This is a genomic window from Fontisphaera persica, assembly GCF_024832785.1.
GTDB classification, from domain to species: Bacteria; Verrucomicrobiota; Verrucomicrobiia; order Limisphaerales; family Fontisphaeraceae; genus Fontisphaera; species Fontisphaera persica.
The window spans coordinates 1,332,643-1,357,433 of the sequence record NZ_CP116615.1 but is presented as its reverse complement, the minus strand read 5'-3'; the positions used below and the strand labels follow the sequence as shown (position 1 = coordinate 1,357,433).

Annotated in this window: 12 protein-coding genes; 4 read left to right on the top strand and 8 right to left on the bottom strand. The window is 57.4% G+C overall.

Annotated features, from left to right (window positions below):
• Positions 1-13 precede the first annotated feature (13 nt).
• The 7 genes from NXS98_RS04720 to NXS98_RS04690 all read right to left on the bottom strand — a co-directional run bounded on the left by NXS98_RS04720 (position 14) and on the right by NXS98_RS04690 (position 6,384).
• Entirely contained in the window at positions 14-886 is an 873-nt protein-coding gene (locus NXS98_RS04720) for an FHA domain-containing protein (protein WP_283847323.1), read from the bottom strand.
• Between the two features lie 205 nt (positions 887-1,091).
• Complete coding sequence (locus tag NXS98_RS04715) at positions 1,092-2,471, bottom strand: FAD-binding oxidoreductase (protein WP_283847322.1); 1,380 nt, start codon at positions 2,469-2,471, stop codon at positions 1,092-1,094.
• A gap of 1 nt (position 2,472) precedes the next feature.
• Positions 2,473-2,733 (bottom strand): putative signal transducing protein, encoded by a 261-nt coding sequence (locus NXS98_RS04710; RefSeq protein ID WP_283847321.1) that lies wholly within the window; start codon positions 2,731-2,733, stop codon positions 2,473-2,475.
• A gap of 14 nt (positions 2,734-2,747) precedes the next feature.
• On the bottom strand, positions 2,748-3,716 hold the full coding sequence (locus tag NXS98_RS04705; protein WP_283847320.1) for a PIN/TRAM domain-containing protein: 969 nt from the start codon (positions 3,714-3,716) through the stop codon (positions 2,748-2,750).
• 33 nt (positions 3,717-3,749) lie between these two features.
• Positions 3,750-4,853 carry an MlaD family protein gene (locus tag NXS98_RS04700; protein ID WP_283847319.1) on the bottom strand — a complete coding sequence of 368 codons (1,104 nt, stop codon included), beginning with the start codon at positions 4,851-4,853 and terminating at the stop codon, positions 3,750-3,752.
• 3 nt (positions 4,854-4,856) lie between these two features.
• Positions 4,857-5,603, bottom strand: a complete 747-nt coding sequence (locus NXS98_RS04695) for an ABC transporter ATP-binding protein (protein WP_283847318.1) — start codon at positions 5,601-5,603, stop codon at positions 4,857-4,859.
• A 7-nt stretch (positions 5,604-5,610) separates the two neighbouring features.
• The gene (locus NXS98_RS04690) at positions 5,611-6,384 is read right to left on the bottom strand and encodes an MlaE family ABC transporter permease (protein WP_283847317.1); all 774 of its coding nucleotides are present in this window, start codon (positions 6,382-6,384) and stop codon (positions 5,611-5,613) included.
• Between the two features lie 101 nt (positions 6,385-6,485).
• On the opposite strand from NXS98_RS04690, the gene NXS98_RS04685 reads away from it, so the two are divergent.
• From NXS98_RS04685 to NXS98_RS04670, 4 genes are all read left to right on the top strand, one after another.
• A complete protein-coding gene (locus NXS98_RS04685; RefSeq protein WP_283847316.1) occupies positions 6,486-8,357 on the top strand; it encodes a 4Fe-4S ferredoxin in 1,872 nt (623 codons plus the stop codon).
• 70 nt (positions 8,358-8,427) lie between these two features.
• On the top strand, positions 8,428-9,495 hold the full coding sequence (locus tag NXS98_RS04680; RefSeq protein WP_283847315.1) for an AI-2E family transporter: 1,068 nt from the start codon (positions 8,428-8,430) through the stop codon (positions 9,493-9,495).
• 64 nt (positions 9,496-9,559) lie between these two features.
• Positions 9,560-10,105, top strand: a complete 546-nt coding sequence (sufT, locus tag NXS98_RS04675) for a putative Fe-S cluster assembly protein SufT (protein ID WP_283847314.1) — start codon at positions 9,560-9,562, stop codon at positions 10,103-10,105.
• 300 nt (positions 10,106-10,405) lie between these two features.
• Positions 10,406-20,791: a lamin tail domain-containing protein gene (locus NXS98_RS04670; RefSeq protein WP_283847313.1), complete on the top strand. Its 10,386-nt coding sequence runs from the start codon at positions 10,406-10,408 to the stop codon at positions 20,789-20,791.
• A gap of 46 nt (positions 20,792-20,837) precedes the next feature.
• On the opposite strand, the gene smc is transcribed toward NXS98_RS04670, so the two are convergent.
• Positions 20,838-24,593, bottom strand: a complete 3,756-nt coding sequence (gene smc, locus NXS98_RS04665; RefSeq protein WP_283847312.1) for a chromosome segregation protein SMC — start codon at positions 24,591-24,593, stop codon at positions 20,838-20,840.
• Between the last annotated feature and the right edge of the window lie 198 nt (positions 24,594-24,791).

Below are 24,791 nucleotides of genomic sequence, written 5' to 3'. Positions count from 1 at the left end.
AAGGTAGAGGGGCTTAGAATGCGTAAAAAGTTTCCGCCTGACGAAATCCTAGCAAGGTAAAAGTGCCAATCTCAAAGGTTTCAATAAAAGGCTGGAGGCGTTCCCGCGCCGGGGTGCTGAGCAAAGTGGACTGACCCTGGGCTCCTGCCAGTTTTTCCATGCGGAAGAGCCGGTTGACTTCCTGGCCCATGAGGGTTTCGTCGCCTGTCACAGCGGAAATGCCAAAGGCCACCTGGCCGTGATGGACAACAAACCGGAAGGGCGGTTCCGCCTTGGCTTGCAACTCTAGAAGCTCTTTGATGCATTGGGCGACGGAGGCGGTCGTTTGTTCGTCTTCTTTCCAGAAGGCCAGGAAACCATCTCCCAGGTATTGATTGAGCACGCCATGATGGCGGCGCACAATGTTACGTCCCTCTTCCATCCAACGCTCCATGACCTGGGCCTGCTGGGCGGGGGGCAGGTTCTGCATGATCATAGTGGCGTCGAGCACTTCGGCCAGCAACAGCCAGCCTTCATCGAGGCGTACCGCGTGGAAAGGCGCATTGGCGGGTGGCTGAGCAGCCTCTGCAGTCCCGGTGGGTTGGTGAAAAATTAATTCGTATTCCCCAACGCCAATGCGATCCCCATCCCGCAACAGCATGGGTTGCGCGATGCGCTGACCATTGAGAAAAGTGCCATTGCTGCTGGCCAGGTCCACCAGCCAATGCTCGTTTTTGCTCTGCACATGCACCAAAGCATGGCGGCGGGAAACTTTGGCCCCCTCCAACACCACCTGGTTGGTCAATGAGCGGCCAATGCCACAAGAGCCCAGCACGGACCAGCGTCGTCCGTCCTGCGCCTCAATCCACACGGATTCCTTGCCGCCCGCGGGAGGGGTAGCCGTCATAATTTTCTCCGCATGCCAAAGTGCATTGACCGGGATGGTGATAATTGACGGAGTGACTAACTATCATGCCGTGGTTAAAACCACAAGCCCCAACTCGGCCCAAGCCAAATCAGTTGGCAGGGCATCCCTTGCGTGCGGTGGCATCCGGCCATAACAGCTCTCAAGGCAACCGCAGGAAAGGGGATGAAATGCCTCCCACGTGAACCTAAATAAACTTGCCGGGATTCAAGATGCCGTGGGGGTCTAAAGCTGCTTTGACGTCCTGGTGGAAGCGCCGGACGGCAGGCGTGACGGCTTGGGGGAACCATGGTTTTTTGGCGAGTCCCACCCCATGTTCACCTGTGATGACGCCCCCCCAAGCGAGAATTTGGGTGAACAATTGATCCAGCACTTTGCGGCTGCGGGCTTCTGCGTCCGGCTGGTTGAAATCCACCATAATGTTGACGTGGATGTTGCCATCACCCGCATGGCCAAAACAGGCGACGGGGAAGCCTGACTCCTTTTGCAAACGGGCGGTAAAGCGAAACAAATCCTCCAGACGGCCCCGTGGCACCACAATGTCCTCATTGAGTTTGGTCAGCCCTGTGTCACGCAGGGCATAGCTGAACTCACGGCGGAGCTGCCATAGTTGTTCGCAGGCTTCGGCCCCCAAGGCATGTTGAATAAACAGATGCGGCAGAGAGCCAAGCAACCGCCGCAAATCTCGGAGGTCTGCTTTCACGGCGTTTTGGCGTCCGTCCAATTCCACAAATATCAAGGCGCCGCATCCGCTCAATCGGCGGCTGCCCGTACGGCGGCGGGCGGCTTCGAGGGTGAACTGATCTGCCACTTCTAGAGCGCACGGAAGAAAACCAGCAGCAAAGATACGCCGGATGGCCCGGGCGGCCTGACCCATGTGATCAAACCCCACCACCAGCAAGGCGCGGTAAGGGGGGAGCGGCAATAGTTTAAGCGTGGCCTCAGTGATGACGCCCAACAGGCCTTCGCTGCCCACAAACAGGCGGGCCAGGTCAAAACCCGTTTTATTCTTGTGCGTGCGGCTGCCCAGGCGCAGCACTTCGCCGTTGGCCCGAACCACCTCCAAACCGAGGACGTAATCACGCGTCACCCCATATTTGAGGCAGCGGGGGCCGCCTGCATTGGAGGCGATATTCCCTCCTATGGAGCAGTCCTTGCGGCTGGCCGGGTCTGGAGGATAATAAAGTCCCTTTTTCTCGACTGCATCTTGCAGGGTTTGGGTATGGACTCCCGGCTCCACGATGGCCACAAAATCGCCCACGTGGATTTCCTTGATGCGATTCATCCGCTCCAGCGAGAGGACGATGCCGCCTTGCTGGGGGACGCATCCGCCCACATACCCGTGGCCTGCGCCTCGCGCAGTGACCGGGAGGCGATGGTGGAAAGCATAGGCCAGCAGACGCGCCACGCTTTCGGTGGAACGCGGCAGAGCCACGGCATCGGGCACACGAGAGGCAAACCATTTATCGCCGGCGTACGGCTGGCATTCCACCGGGCTGGTGAGCAGCTCGCCTTCGGGCAATAGTCGGCGCAGACGGCGCAAGTGAACGGCGTGCGGGGCACTCATCTTAGCGGGGACTGTCCGATGCGGGGCCGGCAGCAGGTGGAATTTCGATGCTTGATTCCAGAAAAGCCCTGGCTTCCTCCGCCTGGTCGGCTGGCACCTCGACACGGACACCACCGGTGGCCAGAGAATAGCCCTCCATGCTGAGGGCCGCCAGTTCATGGCTTACGCTGGCAAAAAAGCCCGCTGCCTGCAAACGGCTGCAAACCAGTTGTGCCTGAGGCAGGCTCAACGTTTTGAAAATGACCACGGGGTTGGATTCCATGAGGAAAGCTAGGTTTAATTTTTAATTTCGGCAAAAACGATGACCCCCGCCCCGGTTTGCAAAAGGCTTTGCACTTGCACGGTCGCCTGCTGGCCAAGATAAGGCTGACCTTGGTTGACCACCACCATGGTCCCATCAGGAAGGTAACCCACACCTTGACCTTTGTCCTTGCCTTCGCGGACAATTTTAAGATTCAAGGTGTCACCCGGAAGCACCACCGGTTTCAACAAGGTGGCCAGTTCAGCGATGTTCAGGCAACGGACTGATTGTAAATCCGCAATTTTGGCGAGATTGTAGTCGGTGGTCACCAGCCGCGCCTGCAAGGCTTTAGCCAGCCGCACCAGCTTCGCATCCACCCCGTTTTCCTGGGGGAATTCTGCGTCATGGATTTTCAAATCCACCCCGTGGAGGCGGCGGATACGATTGAGGATTTCCAGTCCCCGGCGGCCACGGGCGCGCTTGACCGGGTCGGTTGAGTCCGCAATTTGCTGTATTTCGTGCAAGACAAACCGGGGCACCACCACCGTCCCTTCCAAAAACCGGTGCTCCAGCAGCTCCACGATGCGGCCGTCCACGATGGCGCTGGTATCCAGCAAAAGCAAGGCGGTGGGCTGGGATTGGGACTGGAACCGCACAAAGGGAATAATCAGGGAAAAATCCTCCTTGTTGCTGCGCATGGCCAGCACCATGCCGAGGTAACCAAAAAACAGGAAAGTAACCAGTCGAATGAGCCATCGGACGGGCAGCTCATCGGCATATTGAAAGAGGCCGGAACGATCCACCATCCAGGCAATGAAACTGCCCAAGGCCAAACCAAACGTGGCAGCGGAAAAGGCCCGGAGGGAGAACCCCTTGAGCATTTCCTCAATCGCAATCAACAAGCCGCCGAAGCCGAAGCCGGCCAGGGCTCCCCAATACCATTGGCTAATCAGCTCTTCCCGCACCTGGCTGACGGCCACGCCGCCCAATATGCATAGCAGCAAAAAAAATATCCGAATGACCCAAAATGACATGATTCACTTGGCGCGTCCCGCCGGAGATTTGACGCTGGCGGCGGTGTTGGTCTTCGGATATTTCGGTTTCCACAGCATCCACCAAAGCCCATACCGGTTAAGATTGCCGGCGGCCACGTTGAGGTTGGAGCTTAGCAAACTGGCATGCTCCAACGTCACTGCGGTGTTGGATTTCATGGTCTCGTCCCGCAGTAATCCGCCCAGCAATCCCCGCCCTGCGTCCAGGTCGGCCTGCACGCCAGTGATGATATTGGTCACAGACTGGGAAGCGTTTTCAATGTTTTTTACAACATTATCCAACCGGGGGCGGTTGGTGTTCATCCAATCCTCCAGCGATTCCCCCGTACGCCGCAGGCTGGCGGTGGTAAGTTGGACATTGCTGGACGCGGCGCGCAAATCCAAGATGGCGTGGGAAACTGCAGCGGTGTGGGTCTGTACGAGGGACTCCACTTCTTCGGCGACGCGGCGGGCGCGCTCGGCCAGCACGGCGGCGTTAGTCATGATTTCCGGCACCTTCTGCTGGACGCTCTCCGAGGCCATACGCACGTTTTCGAGCATGCGCACCAGGTTGGTGGCGTAGTTGGTCAGGCTTTGTTGGCTGAGCAGGGTGCCATTGACATTGCTGAAGGCGCTGCGCACATCGGTAAGCGTGGCCCCCACGCTGTCCAGCAAATCACTGGCGCGGCGGGCGGTGTCCTGCAAATCAAAGGGCGGCAGACATTTGACCACGTCGCCATTTTGCAGAAATCCCCCCTGGGTGCTGCGCGGGGCAATCGCCACGTATTGATCCCCGAGGAATCCCGATTGCTCAATGGCAAATACCGCATCCCGGCGGATGAGGTACTTGGAGTAGATGCGGGCGGTCAAAATGACGGAGCGGCCATCGGCGGTAAGTTCAATTTTATGCACGTAGCCCACGGGCACACCGGCCATAAGCACGGCGGCGCGCTGCTTGATGCCGCTGACGTTGGGGGTGCGCAAATAAAGAATGTAGGTGTCTTCGAACCAGTCGCCGCTCTTGCTGAAATTAAGCAACAGGATCGCCAGGGCCACCAGACCCACCAGGACGAATATTCCCACACGTGTGGTCAGGCTTTTCTCGCTCATATTTCAGAAATCAATTTCTTTGGGGTCGCTGATGCCGTTCACAAAACGATGGATGATGGGGTCATTGGACTGGAAAAAAAGCTCCTGTGGGCCGTCGGCATAAATCTTGCCCTGATGCAACATCATCACCCGCCGGGCAATGGTGCGGACGCTGCGCATGTCATGGGTCACGACGACAGTGGTGACTTTTAACCGCTCGCACACCCGCACAATTAAATGGTCTATGCTGTCTGAAACCACCGGGTCCAAACCCGTCGTGGGCTCGTCGTACAGCACAATTTCCGGCCGATAGACAATGGCCCGCGCCAGTCCCACGCGCTTGCGCATGCCGCCGGATAATTGCGCGGGTTTCTTTACCCCGGCACCGGGCAAATCCACCATTTCCAGCGCATCCTCCACGCGCTCCTTGATTTCCGCCTCAGAATAATTTCCCAAGCGGCGAAGGGGGAAGGCGATGTTTTCAAAGACTGTCAAGGAATCGAACAAGGCCGCGCTTTGGAACAACATGCCAAAACGGCGGCGCACCTTGAGCAACTGACGCTCATTCATCTGCGCCAGGTTTTCCCCTCCCACCCAGACTTCGCCCCGGTCAGGTTGCAGCAAACCAATCAAATGTTTCAACAGAATGCTTTTTCCGCATCCGCTGCGCCCAATGATGGCCACGGCTTCGCCCGTTTCAATTTTCAAGGTCACGCCGTCAAGTACCCGCTGGCGCCCAAAACTTTTCTCGATTGCGCGAACTTCAATCATCGGCGGCTTAATTGAGCAACTTGACCAACAAGAGGGTGAGGAAGAAATTGCTGATCAAAATGGAAATGGAAGCATAAACCACCGCTTCGGTGGTGGCTCGGCCCACGCCTTCAGCGCCTTCCTTGCAGGTCAGCCCTTTGTAACAACCAATCATGGACAAGGTATGACCGAAAACTACGGATTTGATGAGGCCCTGCCAGAGATCCGCAGGGTCTGTGTACTGAACCATGTTGTTGTAGGCATAAACCGGGTCAATGCCCAGCAGGTAGGTGCCCACCACAAACGCTGCCAGAATGCCCACCGTGATGGAGCCGATGGTAAGCAGCGGCAGGGCAATGGTGGTGGCCAGCACCCGAGGCACTACCAGGTAATCCACGGGATGAGTTGCAAGCGTCCGCAGGGCGTCAATTTGCTCTGTAACCCGCATGGTACCCAACTCCGCCGCCATGGCCGCACCCACGCGGCCAGCCACCATTAACGCGCTCAACACCGGCCCCAGCTCGGCGCACATGGAGACACTGACCACCGCCAGGGTGGCTGTATCCATCTTAACTTTGTGGAATTGGAAGAAGGTTTGCGCACAGAGCACCATGCCCGTGAAGGCCCCCGTCACCAGCACCACCGAGAGGCTTTTTACGCCGATGTGATAGATTTGATACACCACATCCCGCGTGTGTGGACGATGTAGAAGCAGGGAGCGAAAAAACTCCACCGCCAGCAAGGCGATGCTACCGAGGCCTCGCAAAGGCTCCAACACCCATTTTTCCACTTGTGGCCCCATGAACAAAACGCAGTTTAACTGAGACTGGCTCCCGTTGGCAAGAAAAGCCGATTCACGCTGCGCTTGTCAGCCACCGCAGGGTTGCCGTAGTGTTGCCTCCCATGACGGATTTGAGTACCAGCGACGCCGCCGTTGAACGGCAACGCCTGGATGTGGACATTGTTTGCGTGGGGTTTGGCCCTGCGACGGCCGGATTCCTCACCACCTTGAGCCGGAACATGCTCAACCCTGATGGCACACCGGCGCTACCCAGCAATGTTTGCCCCGGGATGCCCTTGCAAGTGGTGTGCTACGAGCGGGCGGATGATGTCGGTTTTGGGGTTTCCGGTGTGGTTACCCGCGCCCGGGCCATCCGGCAAAGCTTTCCCGACCTGGACGTTTCGCAAATCCCCATGGCGGCACCAGTTACAGAAGAAAAAGTCGTTTATCTTCTGGACCCGCTGGGTGCCAGCCGGCGCTCGACTGCATTACGGGGCATGGATGCCATCGTCCGCGGTCTAAGATGGGCTTTGCCCTACGAGCACTATGCCGTGGAATTGCCTTGGACGCCGGAATTTTTACATAAGTCTCATGGCTGGGTCATGTCGCTGGGCCAGTTCAATCAATGGGTTTCCTCGCAGCTCCTGAGCACGGGCCTCGTGCAAATCTGGCCTGGCACGCCCGTGGCCCAACCTTTAATAGAGGGAGATACGGTTAAAGGTGTCCGTCTGGTGGACCAAGGGACGGATAAATTAGGGCGGCCGGAGGCGGGTTACATGCCCGGCATGGAAGTTCACGCGGCGCTAACAGTTGTTGGCGATGGTCCCGTTGGCCCCATCGGGCAGCAACTGGACCAACATTTCGGATTGCCAGCCGGCCATCATCAGCACGATTGGGCAGTGGGCATGAAAATGGTGGTGGATTTGGCCGAAAACGTGGATTTGAAGCCAGGCACAGTCTTGCACACCTTCGGCTACCCGGAGCCTGAAATCTTCGGATTTTTCTACGTTCATCCCCAGCGCGTGGTTTCTCTGGGAATTTTCGTGCCTAGTTGGTTTGACAGCCCAGTGCGCAATGCCTATCGCTACCTGCAGTATTGGATGCAACATCCCTATTTGTGGCGTTACTTGAAAGGGGGCACCTTGCGTTCCTGGGGCGCCAAGACCTTGCAGGAATCCGGCCGCCGGGGCGAGCCTTACCTTGCAGGCAATGGGTATGCCCGCATTGGCGAAGGCTCAGGGGCCACCAATGTGCTGACGGGTTCCGGTGTGGATGAGGCTTGGTACACCGGTGTTTTGTTGGCCGAAAGCGTAGTGGAACTGGCCAAAACAGGCCAGCCCTACACGCGCGAGAACTTGGAGAAGACATACGTCAAACGCCGCCGCGAAAGCTGGCTGGACAAAGAGTCCCAGACCGCCGAGCGCAGCCGGGATGGTTTCCAGCGGGGGGTGCTTACGGGGATGATTGGCATGGCCCTGGCTGGCCTTACAGGCGGCAAATGGGCTTTGCAGGGCAGGCCAATGCCTCCTCATGCGCGGGTGCCTTCCTTGGAGGAGTATTATGCAGGACGGCTGAGCCAGGAAGAGATTGCACGAATTCGGCAGGAGTGCCACAGCCGCGGTATGTCGGTCCATGGCGCCCTGATGGAAAAGGTGGGCTGGCCGTCTATTGAGTACGATGGAAAACTACTGGTATCCCATCAGGATGCCTTGCTCATGGGCGGTAAGGTACAAGCCCCGCCCGGCTATGCGGACCATGTGCTATTCATATATCCAAAGCTATGCGAGACTTGTGGCACCCAAATTTGCATTGAACTTTGCAGTGGCCAGGCCATTACTCCGGGCCCGCATGGTGTACCCCTGTTTGACCGTGAAAAATGCGTCCATTGCGGTGCTTGCCTTTGGAATTGCAGCCAGGCCAACCCAGAACAGCCGGAACGGGGGAACATTGCCTTTCGAGCAGGCGCCGGGGGCTTGCATTCGGCGGAAAATTGAAGAAACTCCCTATGGGATCTGCTTGAATCATGAATTCGGAAAATGGCCGGGATTTCCTTGGGAGTGACTTATGCTGACCAAACAGGCGCGCATTTCCTATGTGTTAATGGCCGCCTTGCTGCTGCTTATCGGCATATTGCATCTTGCCACCTTGGTATTGACGGCATTGTTTGGTTACTTCGCCCTGCGGGTCTTCAGCTTTGGCCGCAGCAAAGTCCTGGCGCTGGCTTTGTACGTGGTGGTGGTGGCTATCATCGGATTCGGCCTTTTTTATTTTGCCCGCCAGGCGGTTGTGGCGTTTCCCGCCATTGCGGAAAAAACCATTCCGGCGATTGTGGATTATGCGCAAAAACAGGAAATCGAACTGCCCTTTACCGACTATGACAGTCTTAAATCTTTGGCGGTGGAAGCGATTAAGGAACGCTTTGCCAATGTCGGGGTTTATGTGCGCCGTGTCTTGTTTGAAATTGCATCCCTGATCATCGGGCTGGTGGTGGCAGCGAGTTTGTTTGTCAATGCCCGGTGGCAGGTGGAAGGTGATCCCCATGCCGTTTCGGACAGCCTCTATGCCCTGGTCAGTCGTGAATTGGGTCAGCGTTTCAAAACTTTTTACCGCAGCTTTGCCACGGTGATTGGCGCGCAAATCGTCATTTCAGCCATTAACACCGCGCTGACCGCCATGTTTCTGGCTTATAACCACTTTCCCCATCTCCCGGTGCTGGTGATTTTCACCTTCCTCTGCGGGTTGCTGCCCATCATCGGCAATCTGATGAGCAACACCTTGATTATCGGCGTGGGATTCACCATTTCGCCGCAAATGGCCTTGTTTGCGCTCGCCTTCCTGGTGGTCATCCATAAATTGGAGTATTTCCTGAACAGCAAAATCATTGGCGAACGCATTAAAAACCCCATGTGGCTGACCCTCTTGGGGTTGGTGTTGGGCGAGCAATTGATGGGCATTCCCGGTATGATCCTGGCCCCCGTAGTCTTGCATTACATCAAAGTCGAGGCCAGCCGCTCCAAAATCTCGGATTTGGATGGCTCCATTTCCCCCCATACGCCCACCCAGAGGGAGCCAGCCCAGGGAGGCGAGTCCATAAACGACACCCCGTTGCCCACCTCGGGCGCAACGCCTTAAGACACACAAAATCAATGGCGCCCCAGACCGGGTTGAGCTAGTTTGTTGAGTTAGGAAATGGCTTATGGAATACGGAACGACCATGGAATTAAGGCGCGACTGCGAGGCCGTGCAGATACCTTCCGGCGAACGGGCGGTGCTGGCCAAGGGCACCCAGGTGCAAATCACCCAGACCCTCGGTGGCACCTATACCGTGTACACACCCCACGGTTTGTTTCGCATTGCCGCCAAGGACGCCGATGCCTTGGGCGTTGAGGGAGGGGCAAGTGCCGCCCCCGCGATGGAGGCTTCCGGGCCGCTTACGGAGGAGGCAGTATGGCAGGTCCTGAAAACCTGTTATGACCCGGAAATACCGGTGAACATAGTGGACTTGGGCTTGGTCTATGATTTACACATAGAACCAACCCCTTCCGGCCAGAGCAAGGTTTCCGTCAAAATGACCTTGACCGCCCCTGGTTGCGGCATGGGGCCGGTCATTGCGCGCGATGCCCAGGAAAAAATCCTCAGCCTTCCCGGGGTTGAAGAGGCTGATGTTGAAGTGGTTTGGGATCCCCCCTGGCATCAATCCATGATCAGCGCGGAAGGCCGCCGGATTTTAGGGTTGGAATAATCCGGCCAAAAGTTGCCGCACGGCAACACGCTTGCCGTCCGCCCTCTCCATCCCGAAGCAACGGCAATAACAGGAATTGGGGGGGGCAACCTTCATACTTCAAGGCTCTATTCCTCTTTATTTAAATCATTTAGAAATGACCCCCTGAGGTGAAGATGAGGGCGGTTTCCCGTGCATCCATCGCGTAGCATGGCATTTGTCGCTTCCTGTCTGACACGCAAAATGATTGCTTTTGCCTGTCCTAATTGTGCTAAATAGCTGTTACTGAACAAGCACCTGTGCTAAATTTGGGTGACAGTCATGAAGTATTTTTGTGCTCTCGCGACCGCGGCGGTGGTGGTCGGTTTATGTTGGGGCACAGACACCGCTTACGGCCAAAGCACCAATGGGGTGTTGCGAGAGGTCTATCGCGGAGTCAGCAGTGGCACCATTTCCGCCCTGACCAGCCTGCCGACCTATCCCAACAGTCCAGACCTTGAGGAAATCCTGACTCAGTTTATCGAGTGCCCCCGCGAGTATGCCGACTATTACGGCACGCGGTTGCGGGCGCTGCTCATTCCGCCAGTTACGGGCACCTATTATTTCTACATTTCCAGCGATGACCAAGGGCAATTGTTTCTGAGTACCGACGAAAACCCCGCCAACAAGCAGTTGATTGCCACTGTGAATTCGTGGACTTCCGCCCGCGAATGGAACAAGGAGCCCAACCAACGCTCGGCAGGCATTGTGTTGACCAACGGGCGCCGTTATTACCTGGAGGCCCTGCAGGCCGAAGGGGCAGGGGGGGACAATTTGGCTGTCGCCTGGCAAATCCCCGGCCAACAGCCTTTGCAGAACAATGCTGACCCCATTCCAGCAACCTACACTGTGCCGTATGGATTAGGGCCACCCGTGATTACGGGGCAGCCGCAAAACGCCACCGTGGTGGAAGGGGGAACAGCCACTTTTTCAGTCAATCTGGCCCGTTACATAGGGGCGGTTTTCCAATGGCAGAAAAATGGTCAAGCCATCCCCGGCGCCACCAATGCCATACTCATCGTTGGGCCGCTGGCCATGAGCGACTCGGGTTCCATTTTCCGATGTTTCATTACCAATGCCTACGGCAGCACCAGCAGCATTACCGCAACACTCACGGTAACGGCCGATACCACGCCGCCTGTCTTTCAATCCGTTGCCTGGCTGGGACATCCGCAGGTGCTTTCGTTGCTTTTTTCCGAACCCTTGGAGGCCGCCTCGGCGACCAACCCGGCCAATTACACCATCAGCGGCGGCTTTCAGGTGTTGGCGGCGCAATTCGGCCCGGATACGCGAACCATTGCTCTGCATACCACGCCGTTGTATGGGGTTTCGACGGTGACCGTGACCGTGAATAATGTGCGGGATCGGGCTACCTCCCCCAATACCATTGCTCCCAACAGCAGCCGGTCAGTAAGTCTGGGAGTTGTGCCACTGGAATCATCCTTGCGCTGGCCGGCTCGTGAACCGGCCGGCCCCACCACCCGCAATGGCCCTTTGGCGATTAGTGAAATCATGTATGCGCCTACCAACCGGGCTGACGGCAGAATCCTGGAATTCATCGAGATTCTCAATTCCCAGCCCTGGCCGGAGGAAATCGGTGGGTTTCGTATCACCGGCGCCGTGGAGTACACCTTTCCCACCGGTGCGGTCATTCAAGCCAACAGCCGCATCGTGGTGGCCGCTGTGCCAGCCGATGTACAAGCCGTATATGGCATTAGTGGTGTTTACGGCCCCTTTAGTGGCCGCCTGCAAAATGAGGGGGGCACGTTGCGGTTGCGGAATCATTTGGGGGCTGTATTGGTGGAAGTGGAGTACTCCGATGATTGGCCGTGGCCGGTGGCAGCCGATGGCGGTGGCCATTCGTTGGTGCTGGCGCGCCCTTCGTATGGGAGCAAAGATTACCGTGCGTGGGCGGCCAGCGAACGCGTCGGTGGTTCGCCAGGAACTGATGAGCCTACTTTGAGCAACCCTTATCGGGCCATTATGATTAACGAAGTCATGGCCCGGCCAGGAGAGGGCTTTGAGCCTTTTGTTGAATTATATAATTACTCATCCACCACCCTGAACCTAACCGGTTGCATTTTGACGGACGAAACCGGCACCAACCGGCTGGTCATTCCGGCCAACGTGGTCATTCCGGCCATGGGATTTTTGGTGGTTCAGCAAAGCCAGTTGGGTTGGCGGCTCAATCCAGAAGGCGGCAAGATATTTTTGCGCGACCCCGCCAGCACCCGGGTCATTGACGCGGTGAAATATCCGGGGGTGGAGAGCGGCCGCTCATGGGGGCGCAGCCCGGACGGTGGGCTTGAGTATCAGACGCTGGCCGCACCCACGCCTGGACAGCCCAACGCGGCGCCGCCCCTTCCTGAAGTAGTGATTCATGAGGTGATGTTTGATCCCATTTCAGAGAACAGCGATGATGAATTCATTGAATTATTTAACCCAGCATCAGCGCCTGTGGACCTCAGCAAGTGGAAAATCCGCGGCGGAGTGAGTTTCAATTTTCCTACGCCGACTGTGCTCCAACCCGGGGGGCTTCTAGTGGTGGGGGCCAATACCGCTTATTTGCGCGCACGATATCCCCACCTCAATGCTAATAATTCCGTGGGCGATTATGACGGTCGCCTCTCCAATCGCGGTGGCAGGCTGCGCTTAGAAAAACCCGTTCGACTCTGGTACACCAACGAAAATGCGCAGGTGGTGGAAGCCAAATACGATGTCTCGGTTCATGAAGTACGCTATCAATCCGGTGGGCGCTGGCCCGCCTGGGCCGATGGCGGAGGCAGCAGTTTGGAGCTGGTGGACGCGCGCCTCAATGGCTGGTGGGCAGGGGCTTGGAGAAGTTCTGATGAGTCACAACAATCCGGTTGGGTGACCATTGAACATACTGGAGTGTTGGATAATGGACGGGACAGCGCTGACTCCCTGCATATTCTCATGCTGGGCCCGGGTGAGTGTCTGGTGGACAATGTGGAAGTTATTCCCGCCGGCGGCACCAACATCGTGCTTAATTCCACGTTTGACCAGGGCACTGCCGAATGGTTCTTCCAAGGTACGCATTCGCGCTCCAGTTGGGAGTCCGGGCAAGGTTTTGCCAGCCCCGGCTGCCTCTATGTGCGCGCCAGCGCCAGGGGCGACACCGGCGCCAACCGCATCCGCACCCGACTGGCCCGCACGCTGAATTCAGGCGAAACCGCCACCCTTCGCGCCCGGGTGAAATGGTTGAAAGGGCATCCGGAAATCCTGTTGCGTTTGAAAGGCAATTATCTCGAAGCCACCGGCAACATTTTATCCAAAAATAATTTGGGCAGCCCTGGCCGGGCCAACCGTCCTTTAACCAACGCAGCGCCGGTCATCATGGATGTAACACACAGTCCGGTTCTCCCGAGCGGAGGTCAGACTGTGCGAGTCATTGCCCGGGTGTTCGACCCGGATGGCTTGTCTGCGTTGTTTGTGCGTTACCGGGTGGATCCAGCCACCAACTGGAACAGCCTGGCCATGACCTACCATGGAAGTGGTTATTATTCGGCCAATCTTCCCGGGCAATCGGCGGGCGCTGTGGCGGCTTTTTACTTGGTGGCGGCAGATTGGCACGGAGCTGTCCGCCAATTCCCTGAGGGTGCTCCAGAAAGGGAATGCCTGGTGCGCTGGGGAGAAACAACGCCCAGCGGACAGTTGGGGGTTTATCGGATGTGGCTGACCCAAAAAACGATAAATACCTGGACGGCCAGGGAAAAGCTCAGCAACGATCCATTGGACGGAACCTTTGTCTATGGCGGCTCGCGAGTCATCTACAACGCCGGTAATCAATACAGCGGCAGTCCCTGGCACGCCCCCAGTTTTAATTCGCCCATCTCAGGTTTTTGCGATTTTGCCCTGAACTTTCCACCAGACGATTTGCTCCTGGGCAGCGCCGAATTGACGTTGCAATGGCCTGGCAACGGGGGAGGGGACAGCACCGCGCAGGGGGAACAACATGCCTATTGGCTTGCTTACCAACTGGGGTTGCCTTACTGCTACCGGCGTCCAGTTCACTTCTATGTCAATGGCAACCGCCGGGGTGATCCCACTATTGAGGATGTTCAACAGCCCAACCGCGAATTTGTGCAAACCTGGTATCCAGATTTATCCCGGGGAGATTTGCACAAAATCCAGATTTGGTTTGAGTTTGATGATCAGGCGAGCGCCTTCACGGCTGCCGGAGCCAATCTCGGCAACTATACCACGACCGGTGGCCAGAAAAAATTGGCGGTTTATCGGTGGACCTGGAGCAAACGCGCCTTTGGCAACCAGGGCAACAATTACACCAATCTCTTCCGACTGGTGGATGCGGCCAACACCACCGCCACCGGGGAGAATTATACCCGAGCCATCGAATCCGTGATAGACGTGAACCAATGGGCGAGGCATTTTCTTGTCGAAAAACTCGTCGGCAATTGGGACAGCTACGGCAACGGCGGCGGCCAAAACATGTACACCTATCTACCGGAGGGGGACAGGTGGAAGATGTTCATCTGGGACATTGATTTTGCCTTTTATTCCGGCAGCCCCACCGACAGCTTGTTTAATTTCTCGGACGGCCCGCTGTCCCGTATATTCAGTCATCCCCCCTTCGCGCGGGCTTACTGGCGGGCCATAAAGGATGCCGCGCAAGGCCCGTTGCAACCCACCCGCTCCAATACCATACTCGACCATCGGTACAATGCCTTGCGGGCCAATGGCATTAACGCCTCCACGCCGGACGCCATAAAAAGTTACATCAGCGGACGGCTCCAATACCTGCAAAACACCGTGCTCCCCCAAATCGCCGCCAGTTTCCAGGTCACCTCGCTGCCGGCCACCAATTGGGTCACCAACCGTAATTTGTTGACCCTCTCCGGAACCGCCCCGATTGAAGTCGAAAGCATCACTGTCAATGGCACACCCATTACCGTAACTTGGACAGGCGTGACCAACTGGACCGCCAACTGGGCTTTGCAGCCTGGGCAACAAACTTTGACGATTGCCGCGCTGGACGGTCGCGGGCAGGCGCTGGCCACCACTACGCGCACCGTAACGTATACCGGCACGCCGGAATCCCCCGCCGCCATGCTGCTCATTAACGAAATTATGTACCAGCCAGCCTGGCCTGGGGCGGAATTTGTGGAAATATTCAACCGCTCCCAACTTAATGCTTTCGATCTTTCAGGCTGGCGTCTGCATGGGGTGGACTATGATTTTCCCCGTGGCACCATTCTCCAGCCCAACAGTTACCTGGTCGTGACCAAAAACCTCGCGGCCTATAACTCGGCCTACGGTGCCTCCCCGGCCGTGGTGGGTGAATTTGCCGGCACCTTGGACCTCGACGGCGAGGTGATTCGTTTGGAAAAACCCGGAGCAGACAGCAATGCGTGGGACATCGTAAATGAAGTGTATTACGAAGCGATGGCTCCCTGGCCGCGGATTGGAGCTCGGGAAGGAGTTTCCCTGCAGTTGCGCGATTCGGCGCAAGACAACCGGCGCGCGGCCAATTGGACGGCCTTGACCACCAACCTGATGGCTCCTCCTGCCTGGCGTTTCATTTCCGCCAGTGGCGTGGCCGGCAGTGGCGTAATCTATGTGTATCTGCAAACCGCCGGAGATTGTTACATTGACGATTTGAAACTGGTAGCCGGCAGCACGCCGGAAGCAGGCGCGAATCTGCTGGTGAATGGGGACTTCGAAAGCTCTCTCAGTGGCACTTGGAATATCTCTGCCAACCATGCTGCCTCCTCGCTGAGTACTGCCGTAAAACGCTCCGGCAATTCCAGCCTGCGTCTGGTGGCTTCCAGCGGCGGGACCACCCGCGACTCCTCCATCTGGCAGGATGCCTCCAGCCGCCTCACCCAGGGACAAACTTACACCCTGAGTTTTTGGTATCTGCCAGGGGCCAGCGGCGGGCCATTAACGATTCGTTTTTCCGGCAGTTGGATTCGGCTCGATGCCGACTTGTCTTCCGCCCAGGTGCAGCGCGCAACTCCAGGTGCTCCCAATTCCGTATTGGCCACCCTGCCGGAGTTTCCTCCCATGTGGGTCAACGAGGTGGAACCTTGGAACGCCGCTGGCATGGTGGACCGTTTTGGTGAGAATGAACCGTGGCTGGAACTCTTCAATAGTGGCACCAATACCATCAATTTATCAGGCTATTACCTGGCTTCCCAATTTACCAACCTGACGCAATGGGCATTCCCCACCAATGCCTTCCTCGGGCCTCGACAATTCTTGCTGGTGTGGATGGATGGGGAGCCACAGGAAAGCACCTCCACCGAACTGCATGCCTCCTTCCGCCTCAATTCCCCCACCGGCAGCGTTGCCCTGGCTCGCATCAGCGGCGGGCAAACTAATCTGGTGCACCACCTGAATTATCGTGTGCCCGGGCCGGACCGCAGTTTTGGGCTTTTCCCAGATGGGCGTCCTGCCAGACGACAGGTTTTTGCCATTCCCACCCCCGGCGCAACCAATAATCCAGCCTATCCTGAGGTGGCGGTCTTTGTTAATGAATGGATGGCAGACAATGTTGGCGCCCTGGTGGACCCGGCTGACGGCGGCTACGAGGATTGGTTTGAATTATTTAATGCAAGCACTTCGGCGGCGGATTTGTCGGGGTATTATCTCACGGACGATTTGGCCAATCCCCTCAAGTGGCGGATTCCGCAGGGGACAATCATTCCTCCCCGAAGTTTTCTATTGGTGTGGGCTGATGGCGAGCCAGAACAAAACAGCGGCGGTGACTTGCACACCAACTTCCGCCTGAGCGCCAGTGGTGAAAATTTGGGGTTGTACGCCCCCGACGGCACGCTGGTGGACCTGGTGGTTTTCGGACCGCAGGCGCCTGACCGCAGTGAGGGCAGATTTCCTGATGGTGCCGCCACACTGGTTTCCTTTGAGATGCCGACGCCACGGCAGGTGAATCGGCTTAACGTAACCAACGCCCCACCCTCCCTGGCGCCCTTAGCCAACCTTGTTGTGGCCGAGGGAGCCCTGTTGACCTTTAATTTGCAAGCTCAGGACCCTGATCCCGGCCAAACCCTTTACTTCACCTTGGAATCCGGCGCGCCGACGGGGGCCACTCTAACCCCGGAAGGTTTATTCTCCTGGCTGCCCACCGAGCAGCAAGGGGGGCAATCTTACTCCATCACTGTGCGGGTGCGCGACAATGGCCTTCCCTCTCTTTCTGCAACCCAAACTTTCCTGGTGACTGTTGAGAAAGTAAACAGTGCGCCGCAACTCGTCCTGGGCGGGGGAGATTATGTTATTTATGAGGGGCAAATTTTCGCCCTCTTGGCGGCAGCCACAGATGGTGATTTGCCTCCGCAGACCTTGAGATTTTCCCTGGGGCCCGGCTCACCGACAGGGGTGCATTTTAACTCGACCAACGGGCTTTTAAGCTGGACTCCCTCGGAAGTTCAAGGCCCGGGCATGTATTTCCTGACCCTCCAAGTGACCGATGACGGGCAGCCGCCTTTGATGGATGCGCAGACGATTCGCGTGACCGTCCTGGAATCCAATTCCCCTCCACGTTTTGCCCCCCTTGGGCCGTTTGCTGCCGCAGCCAATCAAAGTTTAAGCATCAATATTGTCGCTACGGATGACGACTGGCCAGCCCAAAGCCTGACCTATAGTTTTGCTCAAACACCGCCACCGGGAGCCGTTTTGTCTCCCGAAGGCCGCTTGGAATGGACCCCCTCCCCAGCGCAAACCGGACAGGTTTTCACCATCATGGTAAGGGCCGCCGACAATGGCACACCGCCAGCCAGTGCCACCACCTCCTTCACCATTACCGTGCAAGGGCAAAACACCGCCCCCGTCGTCGCACTATCATCCCATCAGGTGGCCATCGTTGGAGAGGAATTGGTGGTGACCAGCAGGGTGGAGGATGCCGAAGCGCCGCCCCAAGTATTAACTTGGCGCATGACCAGCGGCCCATCCAACGCCACGATAGAGACCCTGACCGGTGTGTGGCGATGGCAACCATTGGCCCAAGATGCGGGCCGGACCCAGGCAGTGGAATTGGTGGTCAGCGACAACGGCCTGCCCCCCTTGAGTGCCACGCAGGCTTTCAATGTGGTGGTCTTTCCCGCCCAGGCCGCTCCTGCCTTGTCCCCTGTGGCCAGGAGTGTGCCGGAGCGCGAATCGCTGGAATTTTATGCTGGCCCGCTCACCAACGGACTAGGCCAAACACTGACCTACGTCATCGTGCGTGCCCCACGGAATGGCGTGGCTGCCGTTCTGCCGGACAATCGCGTGCGTTACACTTCTGCCGGCTATTTCAATGGTGTGGATTCCTTTGAAGTAGGTTACATGGTGAATGGGCACCTGGTGCGTTCCGTGCCGGTGGTGGTCACGGTGGCCGCGATTAATGACATCGCACCCTATTTATTTGAGTTTCCCGTGAGTTTCCGGGCCGGGCCGCAGCCGGTGGCGGTGGCAACGGGGGATTTCAACCGCGATAGCAAATTGGACGTGGTCTGTGCCAACGTGGCAGGCAACTCCATTTCCTTGTTGTTTGGGGATGGGCAAGGGCAACTTGCGCCGCCGGTGGAAATGCCCGTTGGCGGTATTATTACTCATCTGGCCACCGGGGATTTCAACCGTGACAGCCGACTGGATTTGGCCATAGCCGGAGGGCGCCAGAACCGCATCAGCCTGCTCATTGGCGGTGGGGATGGCACGTTTGCCACGCCGTTTAATGTTTCGTCCGGCAGCAACGTGGTAGCGGTGGCTGTCACGGATTTGGACAAAGACAGCAAGCCGGATGTGATCTGTACCCATTGGGATGAAAATACGCTCGGCATTCATTTCGGCAATGGGGTCGGGTGGATTCGCAACTCGGTCACTGTGGCGGTGGGTCTGCAACCTTGGGCCGTGCTGGCCGACGATTTTAATGCGGACACGCGCCCCGATTTGGCGGTGGCCGAATATGGCCAGGGAACCGTTCGGATTCTTTTGGGCGCGGGAAATGGGGCGTTCTTGTCACAGCAAACCTATGCCACCGGCGAAGGGCCGCGTGCCATGGCAGCCGGCGATTTCAATGGAGATGGAAGGAGGGATTTGGCCGTAATTCATGCCGGTGACACCACCTTGACCGTGCTGTTAAATGTCGGGCTGGGCATGTTTGCCGCCCTACCTCCCACCTGGCTGGGCGGCAGCCCCGCTGCCGTGGTGGCCGCCGATATTAACCGGGATGGCTTGACCGACCTGGTCATTAGCGATGAAGTGGAAAGCAGCATCAAGGTGTTGTTGGGACTGGGAGGCGGGACTTTCCAAAACTACTATCAGGATCAGGGTGCTTTCTACTGGCTGCCGGGCCTTCCCGGCGGCCTTGCCACGGGTGATTTCAACAAGGACAGCTTGACCGATGTTGTGGCGGCACAGTGGGGGTCCGATGAAGTTGCCCTGTTGCTTAACAACTACCAGCCGCGCGTGGTGCCCATGAAATTAACGACGCTGGAGGACTGGCCACTGGAAATCCGGTTGCGTGGCAGCACGGGGCCTTTGCAATTCCGCTTCGGGGCTGGGCCAACCAACGGCAGCTTGGTTTTGAAACGGCCTCCGGATATCTATAGCTACCGTCCTCATACCAACGCCAATGGGCGGGATGTGATTGAATATTATGCCTTTGACGGCCAACGTTACTCCTCCTCGGCCAAGATTGCCATCACCATCCTGCCGGTGAATGATCCGCCGGAGGTCACCCTGGCCACCAACATGGTTGTGGCTCAGGAAGATGCTGGTTATGTCACAGTTCCCGGTTTCATCGCTCGCGCCCTGGGCGGTCCGCCCTCGGCCTTGGATGAGCAACGCCAGACTGTGCGATTCCAGCTTAATGCAGCTCAGCCGGGACTGTTCTCAATCCAACCTGCCATCATCACTGGGGGCGCTTTGCGTTTTATGCCCGCCAAGAATCAGTTTGGCGAAACTGCCGTCACTTTAATCGGACGCGATAATGGCCCGGTCAGCTATGGAGGCGTGAATGCATCGGCTCCATTGCAATTCCTCATTCGAGTGGAAAATGTCAATGATCCGCCCGCTTTGAGCCTTATCCCGGGCAAAACCATCTACGAGGACCAAGAGGTCCGTTGGACCTTTACTGTGAGCGATTTGGAATCGCCCCCTGACAACCTGGTCTTCAATTTTGCCTCAACGAATGAGAGCTTGCTGCCGCCCGATGCTATGGCGGTGGAAGGCAGGGGCAGCGAACGAGTCCTGGTGGCGCGCCCCACCCCCAATGAATTTGGGCGTACACTGATCACCCTCACCGCCAGCGATGGCACCAACTCCGCCAGCCGCAGTTTCTCCCTGCTGGTCTATGGGGTTAATGACCCGCCCGTTCTTGCGCTCACCACTAATCGGCTGGTTTTCAGTGCGGCCATGATGACTCAAACCGCTCTCGTGGTGGATTTGAATGGCTGCACCAAAGGCCCCTCCAATGAAAACACGCAAACCCTGCGCTTCGTAGTGGCGAACCCGCGCAAAGATTTATTTCGTATCCAGCCGGTCATTAGTCCTGAAGGCATCTTGAGTTGTCAACCCGCAGGGGCCGTTGGGACTGTGGAAGTCCAGGTTTATGCGATGGATTCAGGAGGCGTTTCTTACGGTGGACAAAACACCAGTGAGCCTCTGACGCTGACCATCGAGCTCCGGCCTTAACACCGCTAAAGCGGGTCAAACCAGCACCTATTCGTTTGGGGGCGCTTTATTTTACCAAAACTACCTCTCCTGAGGTGTTGGCTGGTGCCTGGGGTGCCTGAGCTTCATCCACCGGCCCTGCCGTTGGGGATGCGGCCTCGGTATCCTGTGTCAGGGCAGGGGAGGGGAGGGGATCGGCCTTGTGAAACTTCACGCTGACCACCTTGCTGACGCCGTTCTCCTGCATGGTGATACCATAAAGGACATCGGCCATGCCGATGGTGCGTTTGTTGTGGGTGATGATGATAAACTGGGAATGCAAAAGAAATCGCTGCAACACCTTGATGAAGCGGTTGATGTTGGATTCATCCAGCGGTGCGTCCAATTCATCCAGCACACAGAAGGGACTGGGTTTGACTTGATAGATGGAAAACAACAGGGCCACGGCGGTCATGGTCTGCTCACCGCCGGAAAGCAGGGAAATGCTTTGCAATTGTTTGCCTGGGGGACGCGCCACAATTTCTATGCCGCTTTCCAGGACATCGCCTTCATCCACCAGCCGCAAGTCCGCTTTTCCACCCCCAAAGATTTCCACAAACATGTTCTGGAAATTATCCCGGATTTTGTTGAAGGTCTCGGTGAACATTTCCCGCGTCTGGCTGTTGATGCGCTGAATGACTTCCACCAACTGGGCCTTGGCGGCCACCAAGTCCTCATGCTGCGCGCTGAGGAATTTGTAGCGTTGCTCGGTTTCCTCATATTCTTCGATGGCCACCAGATTCACCGGCCCCATTTCTTCAATGCGCTGTTGCAAGGCCGCCACCTGCTCAGCTACCGCCTTCCAGTCGGTGGCCACGCCGGCGGCTGCCATCTGTTCGGGGGTCAGTGTCTCGACGCGTGCCGGCCCCTCGTCAGCGTAGGTGATGGTGATGCACTCGCTGCGGACATCGTCCAGATTGACCTGATATTTTTGTTGGATGCGCTCGCGTAAATTCTGCACCGACATCTCCTTTTGCGCCAGTTCGACCTCCAGAGCCGCTTTTTGTTGCTGCATTTCGGAATGGCGCTTGCGTTCGCTGCGCAGATGTTCTTCGCGTTCATGCATGACCGCGGCCAGCGACCCTTTCTCCTGCTGTAACAGGGCGGTCCGCGCGTTGACCTGTTCCCGCTCATGCGCCAGGCGCTCCATCTGCCGGCGTGAATCTTCAATTTCCGCCTCTGCCTGTGCGTGACGTTGGGCGCATGTCCCCAGCTCCGCCTCGCGCTGGCTCACCAGTTGTCCCAGCTCACGGATGCGCTGTTCCAGGGGGCCCTTTTGCTGCCAGCAGGCTGACCGCAATTGCTCTTGTGTGGCCACGGCTACTTTGGCTTCCGTCAAAGCGGCGCTGGCCAGTTCGCGCTGCTGCCGCAACTCCTCCAATCCCGCGCTTTCTTCCGCCAGGCGGCATTGCAGCTCCTGCTCCTGTTTCTCATATTCCGCGGCCTGTGCCGCCAGCACGGCGTGTTGCTGCTGTCCCTCCTGCGCCTGGCCGGCCAGGCTTTGAATCTCGTACACCACCGTGTCAATTTTTTGATGCAGCACACGCAACGAATTTTGCAGGGCATTGAATTCCCCTTGATGGGTGGCCACCGATACCTCCTGGGCGCGCAACTCCGTTTGCGCCTGTTGCAGGCTGGATTGCAGAGATGTTTGCTCCGCCTGCAATGCGCCCTTGCGGCGGTTGCATTCGTTAAGTTTTTCCTGCAAACCGCTCAAGGTCGCTCGCAGGCTTTGAATCTGGTTTTTACGGCTCAGAATGGAAGCAGCTTGGCTGCCATTGGAGGAGCTGCCACCGGAGAAAATGCCATGCCGGCTTAATAAATCGCCGTGGGGCGTCACATAGTCCCATTGTCCCGGATGTTGCTGCCAGGCGGCCGTGGCCGCCGCGAGGTCGGGCACCAGACGCGTGCGTCCCAGCAGGGCATTCACCCAGGGTCGCGCCAGATCATCGGCTTGGATTACTTGCGTCAACGGTTGCCCCGGAGCCGCTGGATCGCCTTCCGTGGGATCCGCGTGATGTCCATTCCGCAGCGCGAGCGCCGCCACACTGGCTTTGCCCTTCCTCTGCTGGCGGAGTTCCTCAACAATCTGCCTGGCCGTTTCAGGCTGGTCGGTAAGCACCAGTTGCAGGTGGTGGCCCAGAGCGGCCTCCACGGCGGTTACATGGTCGTCGGCGGTCTGAATGCGATCGGCCAGCGAACCCAGCACCGCCTCTGTTTTCTTCAACGCCGCCAAAGCGCCGGCCCCAAAGCCTTCATGGGACTCCGCCAACTGCTCCAGTGTATTTAAGCGCGCCCGCAGGCCGGCCTGTTGTCGCAATAAATCCTCAACTTCACTCACCACTTGGGCCAGTTCCTGCTGCGTCTCCCGCAACCGCCGCTGGCGTTCTTCCACCGTGCCGCGCTGGATCAGCACATTCTTCTTTTCCTCCTCCACGCTGGCGGCAAACTCCTGCAACCGCCGTTCCAGCCGGCCGCGTTCTTCCTCCAGTTGGATTTTCTCGGCGGACAGTTTTTCCAGCCGGGCCAGGTTGCCTTGCTTTTGCAATTCCAACGCGGTCATGGCATTGCGCGCGCGCGCCAGTTTCTGCGCCACCGCAAACGTCTCGCTTTGGACCTGGCGCAGGACTTCCTGTCGCTGCCTCAGGGCATCTTCCACCTCCCGGACCGCCTGCTGGCGCGCCGCGAGATTTTCGCGCTGGCGGGAGAGGTTTTCTTCAGCCTCCCGCAACCGTTCCATGACCTGCTCCAGTTCGCTTTCCGAAATCTGTCGCCGCTCTTTGGCTTCGGCAATGTCCCGCAACGCGCGCGCATTTTGCTGTTCGAGTTCACGGATGCGTTCCTGATTAAACTGGATGCGGTTTTCGTGACGCTCGATTTGACCTTTAACTTCCAGCCCCTGCTGCTGAGCCAGGCTGATTTGTTGTTCCAATTCAGAAACCTGCTGCCGCAACTGCGCCAGTTCGTCCTCCTGACGCAACAGCGCCTCCGCGCCAGCCTCCAACTCGCGCTGCACTTCCGCCAACCGCGCCTGGCGCTCACGAATCTCGCCCTGCAACACGTCGAATTGATGGCGGGCCAATTGCGTATCCAGATGCTGCAACTCCTGCATGAGCTGCCGGTACCGCCGGGCCTTGCCCGCCTGCCGTTGCAGCGAGCCAATCTGGCGCTTGACTTCCTTGATTAAGTCCGCCACCCGCAACAGGTTTTGTTCGGTATATTCCAGTTTGCGCAAAGCCTCTTTTTTCTGGGCCTTGAATTTGGTGATGCCCGCTGCTTCCTCGAATACCATTCGGCGGTCTTCTGGACGGCTCGAAAGAATCTGCGTAATGCTGCCTTGGGCCATGATACTGTAGCTGGCACGGCCCACCCCGGTGCCCATGAATAATTGTTGGATGTCTTTGAGGCGGCACGGCGTGCGGTTGATGAAGTATTCGCTGCCTCCATCCCGAAAGACCCGCCGCGTAATGGTCACCTCGTTGTAGCTCAGCTCCACTCCGGCGGCACGCAGTTGCTCCGCATCCACATCCCCGATGGTGAGAGACACTTCGGCCATGCCCAGCGGTTTTCGGGTATCTGTGCCGTTAAAAATAACGTCTGCCATCTCGCCCCCGCGCAGGGCTTTGGCGGATTGCTCACCCAATACCCAACGTATTGCGTCTGACACGTTGGATTTGCCGCACCCATTGGGGCCAACAATGCAAGTCACTCCCGGCAGGAAGTTTAGCGTTGTCTTGTCCGCAAAGGACTTGAACCCTAAAACCGTAAGACTTTTTAGATACATGCCAGTTTTGAACAAGGTTACCAGAGGTTGTGGACAATGCAAGCCAAAACCACAACTAATTGTGGTTGCTTACATCTGTCGCACAACCAAAGTGAGGGTTCGGTAGGTACGACAACGCCTTAATTACACCATGGGGGAACGGCAAAAGCAACAAAAAATTACAAGAATATGGGGTAATCCAAAAATCTATAACGATAA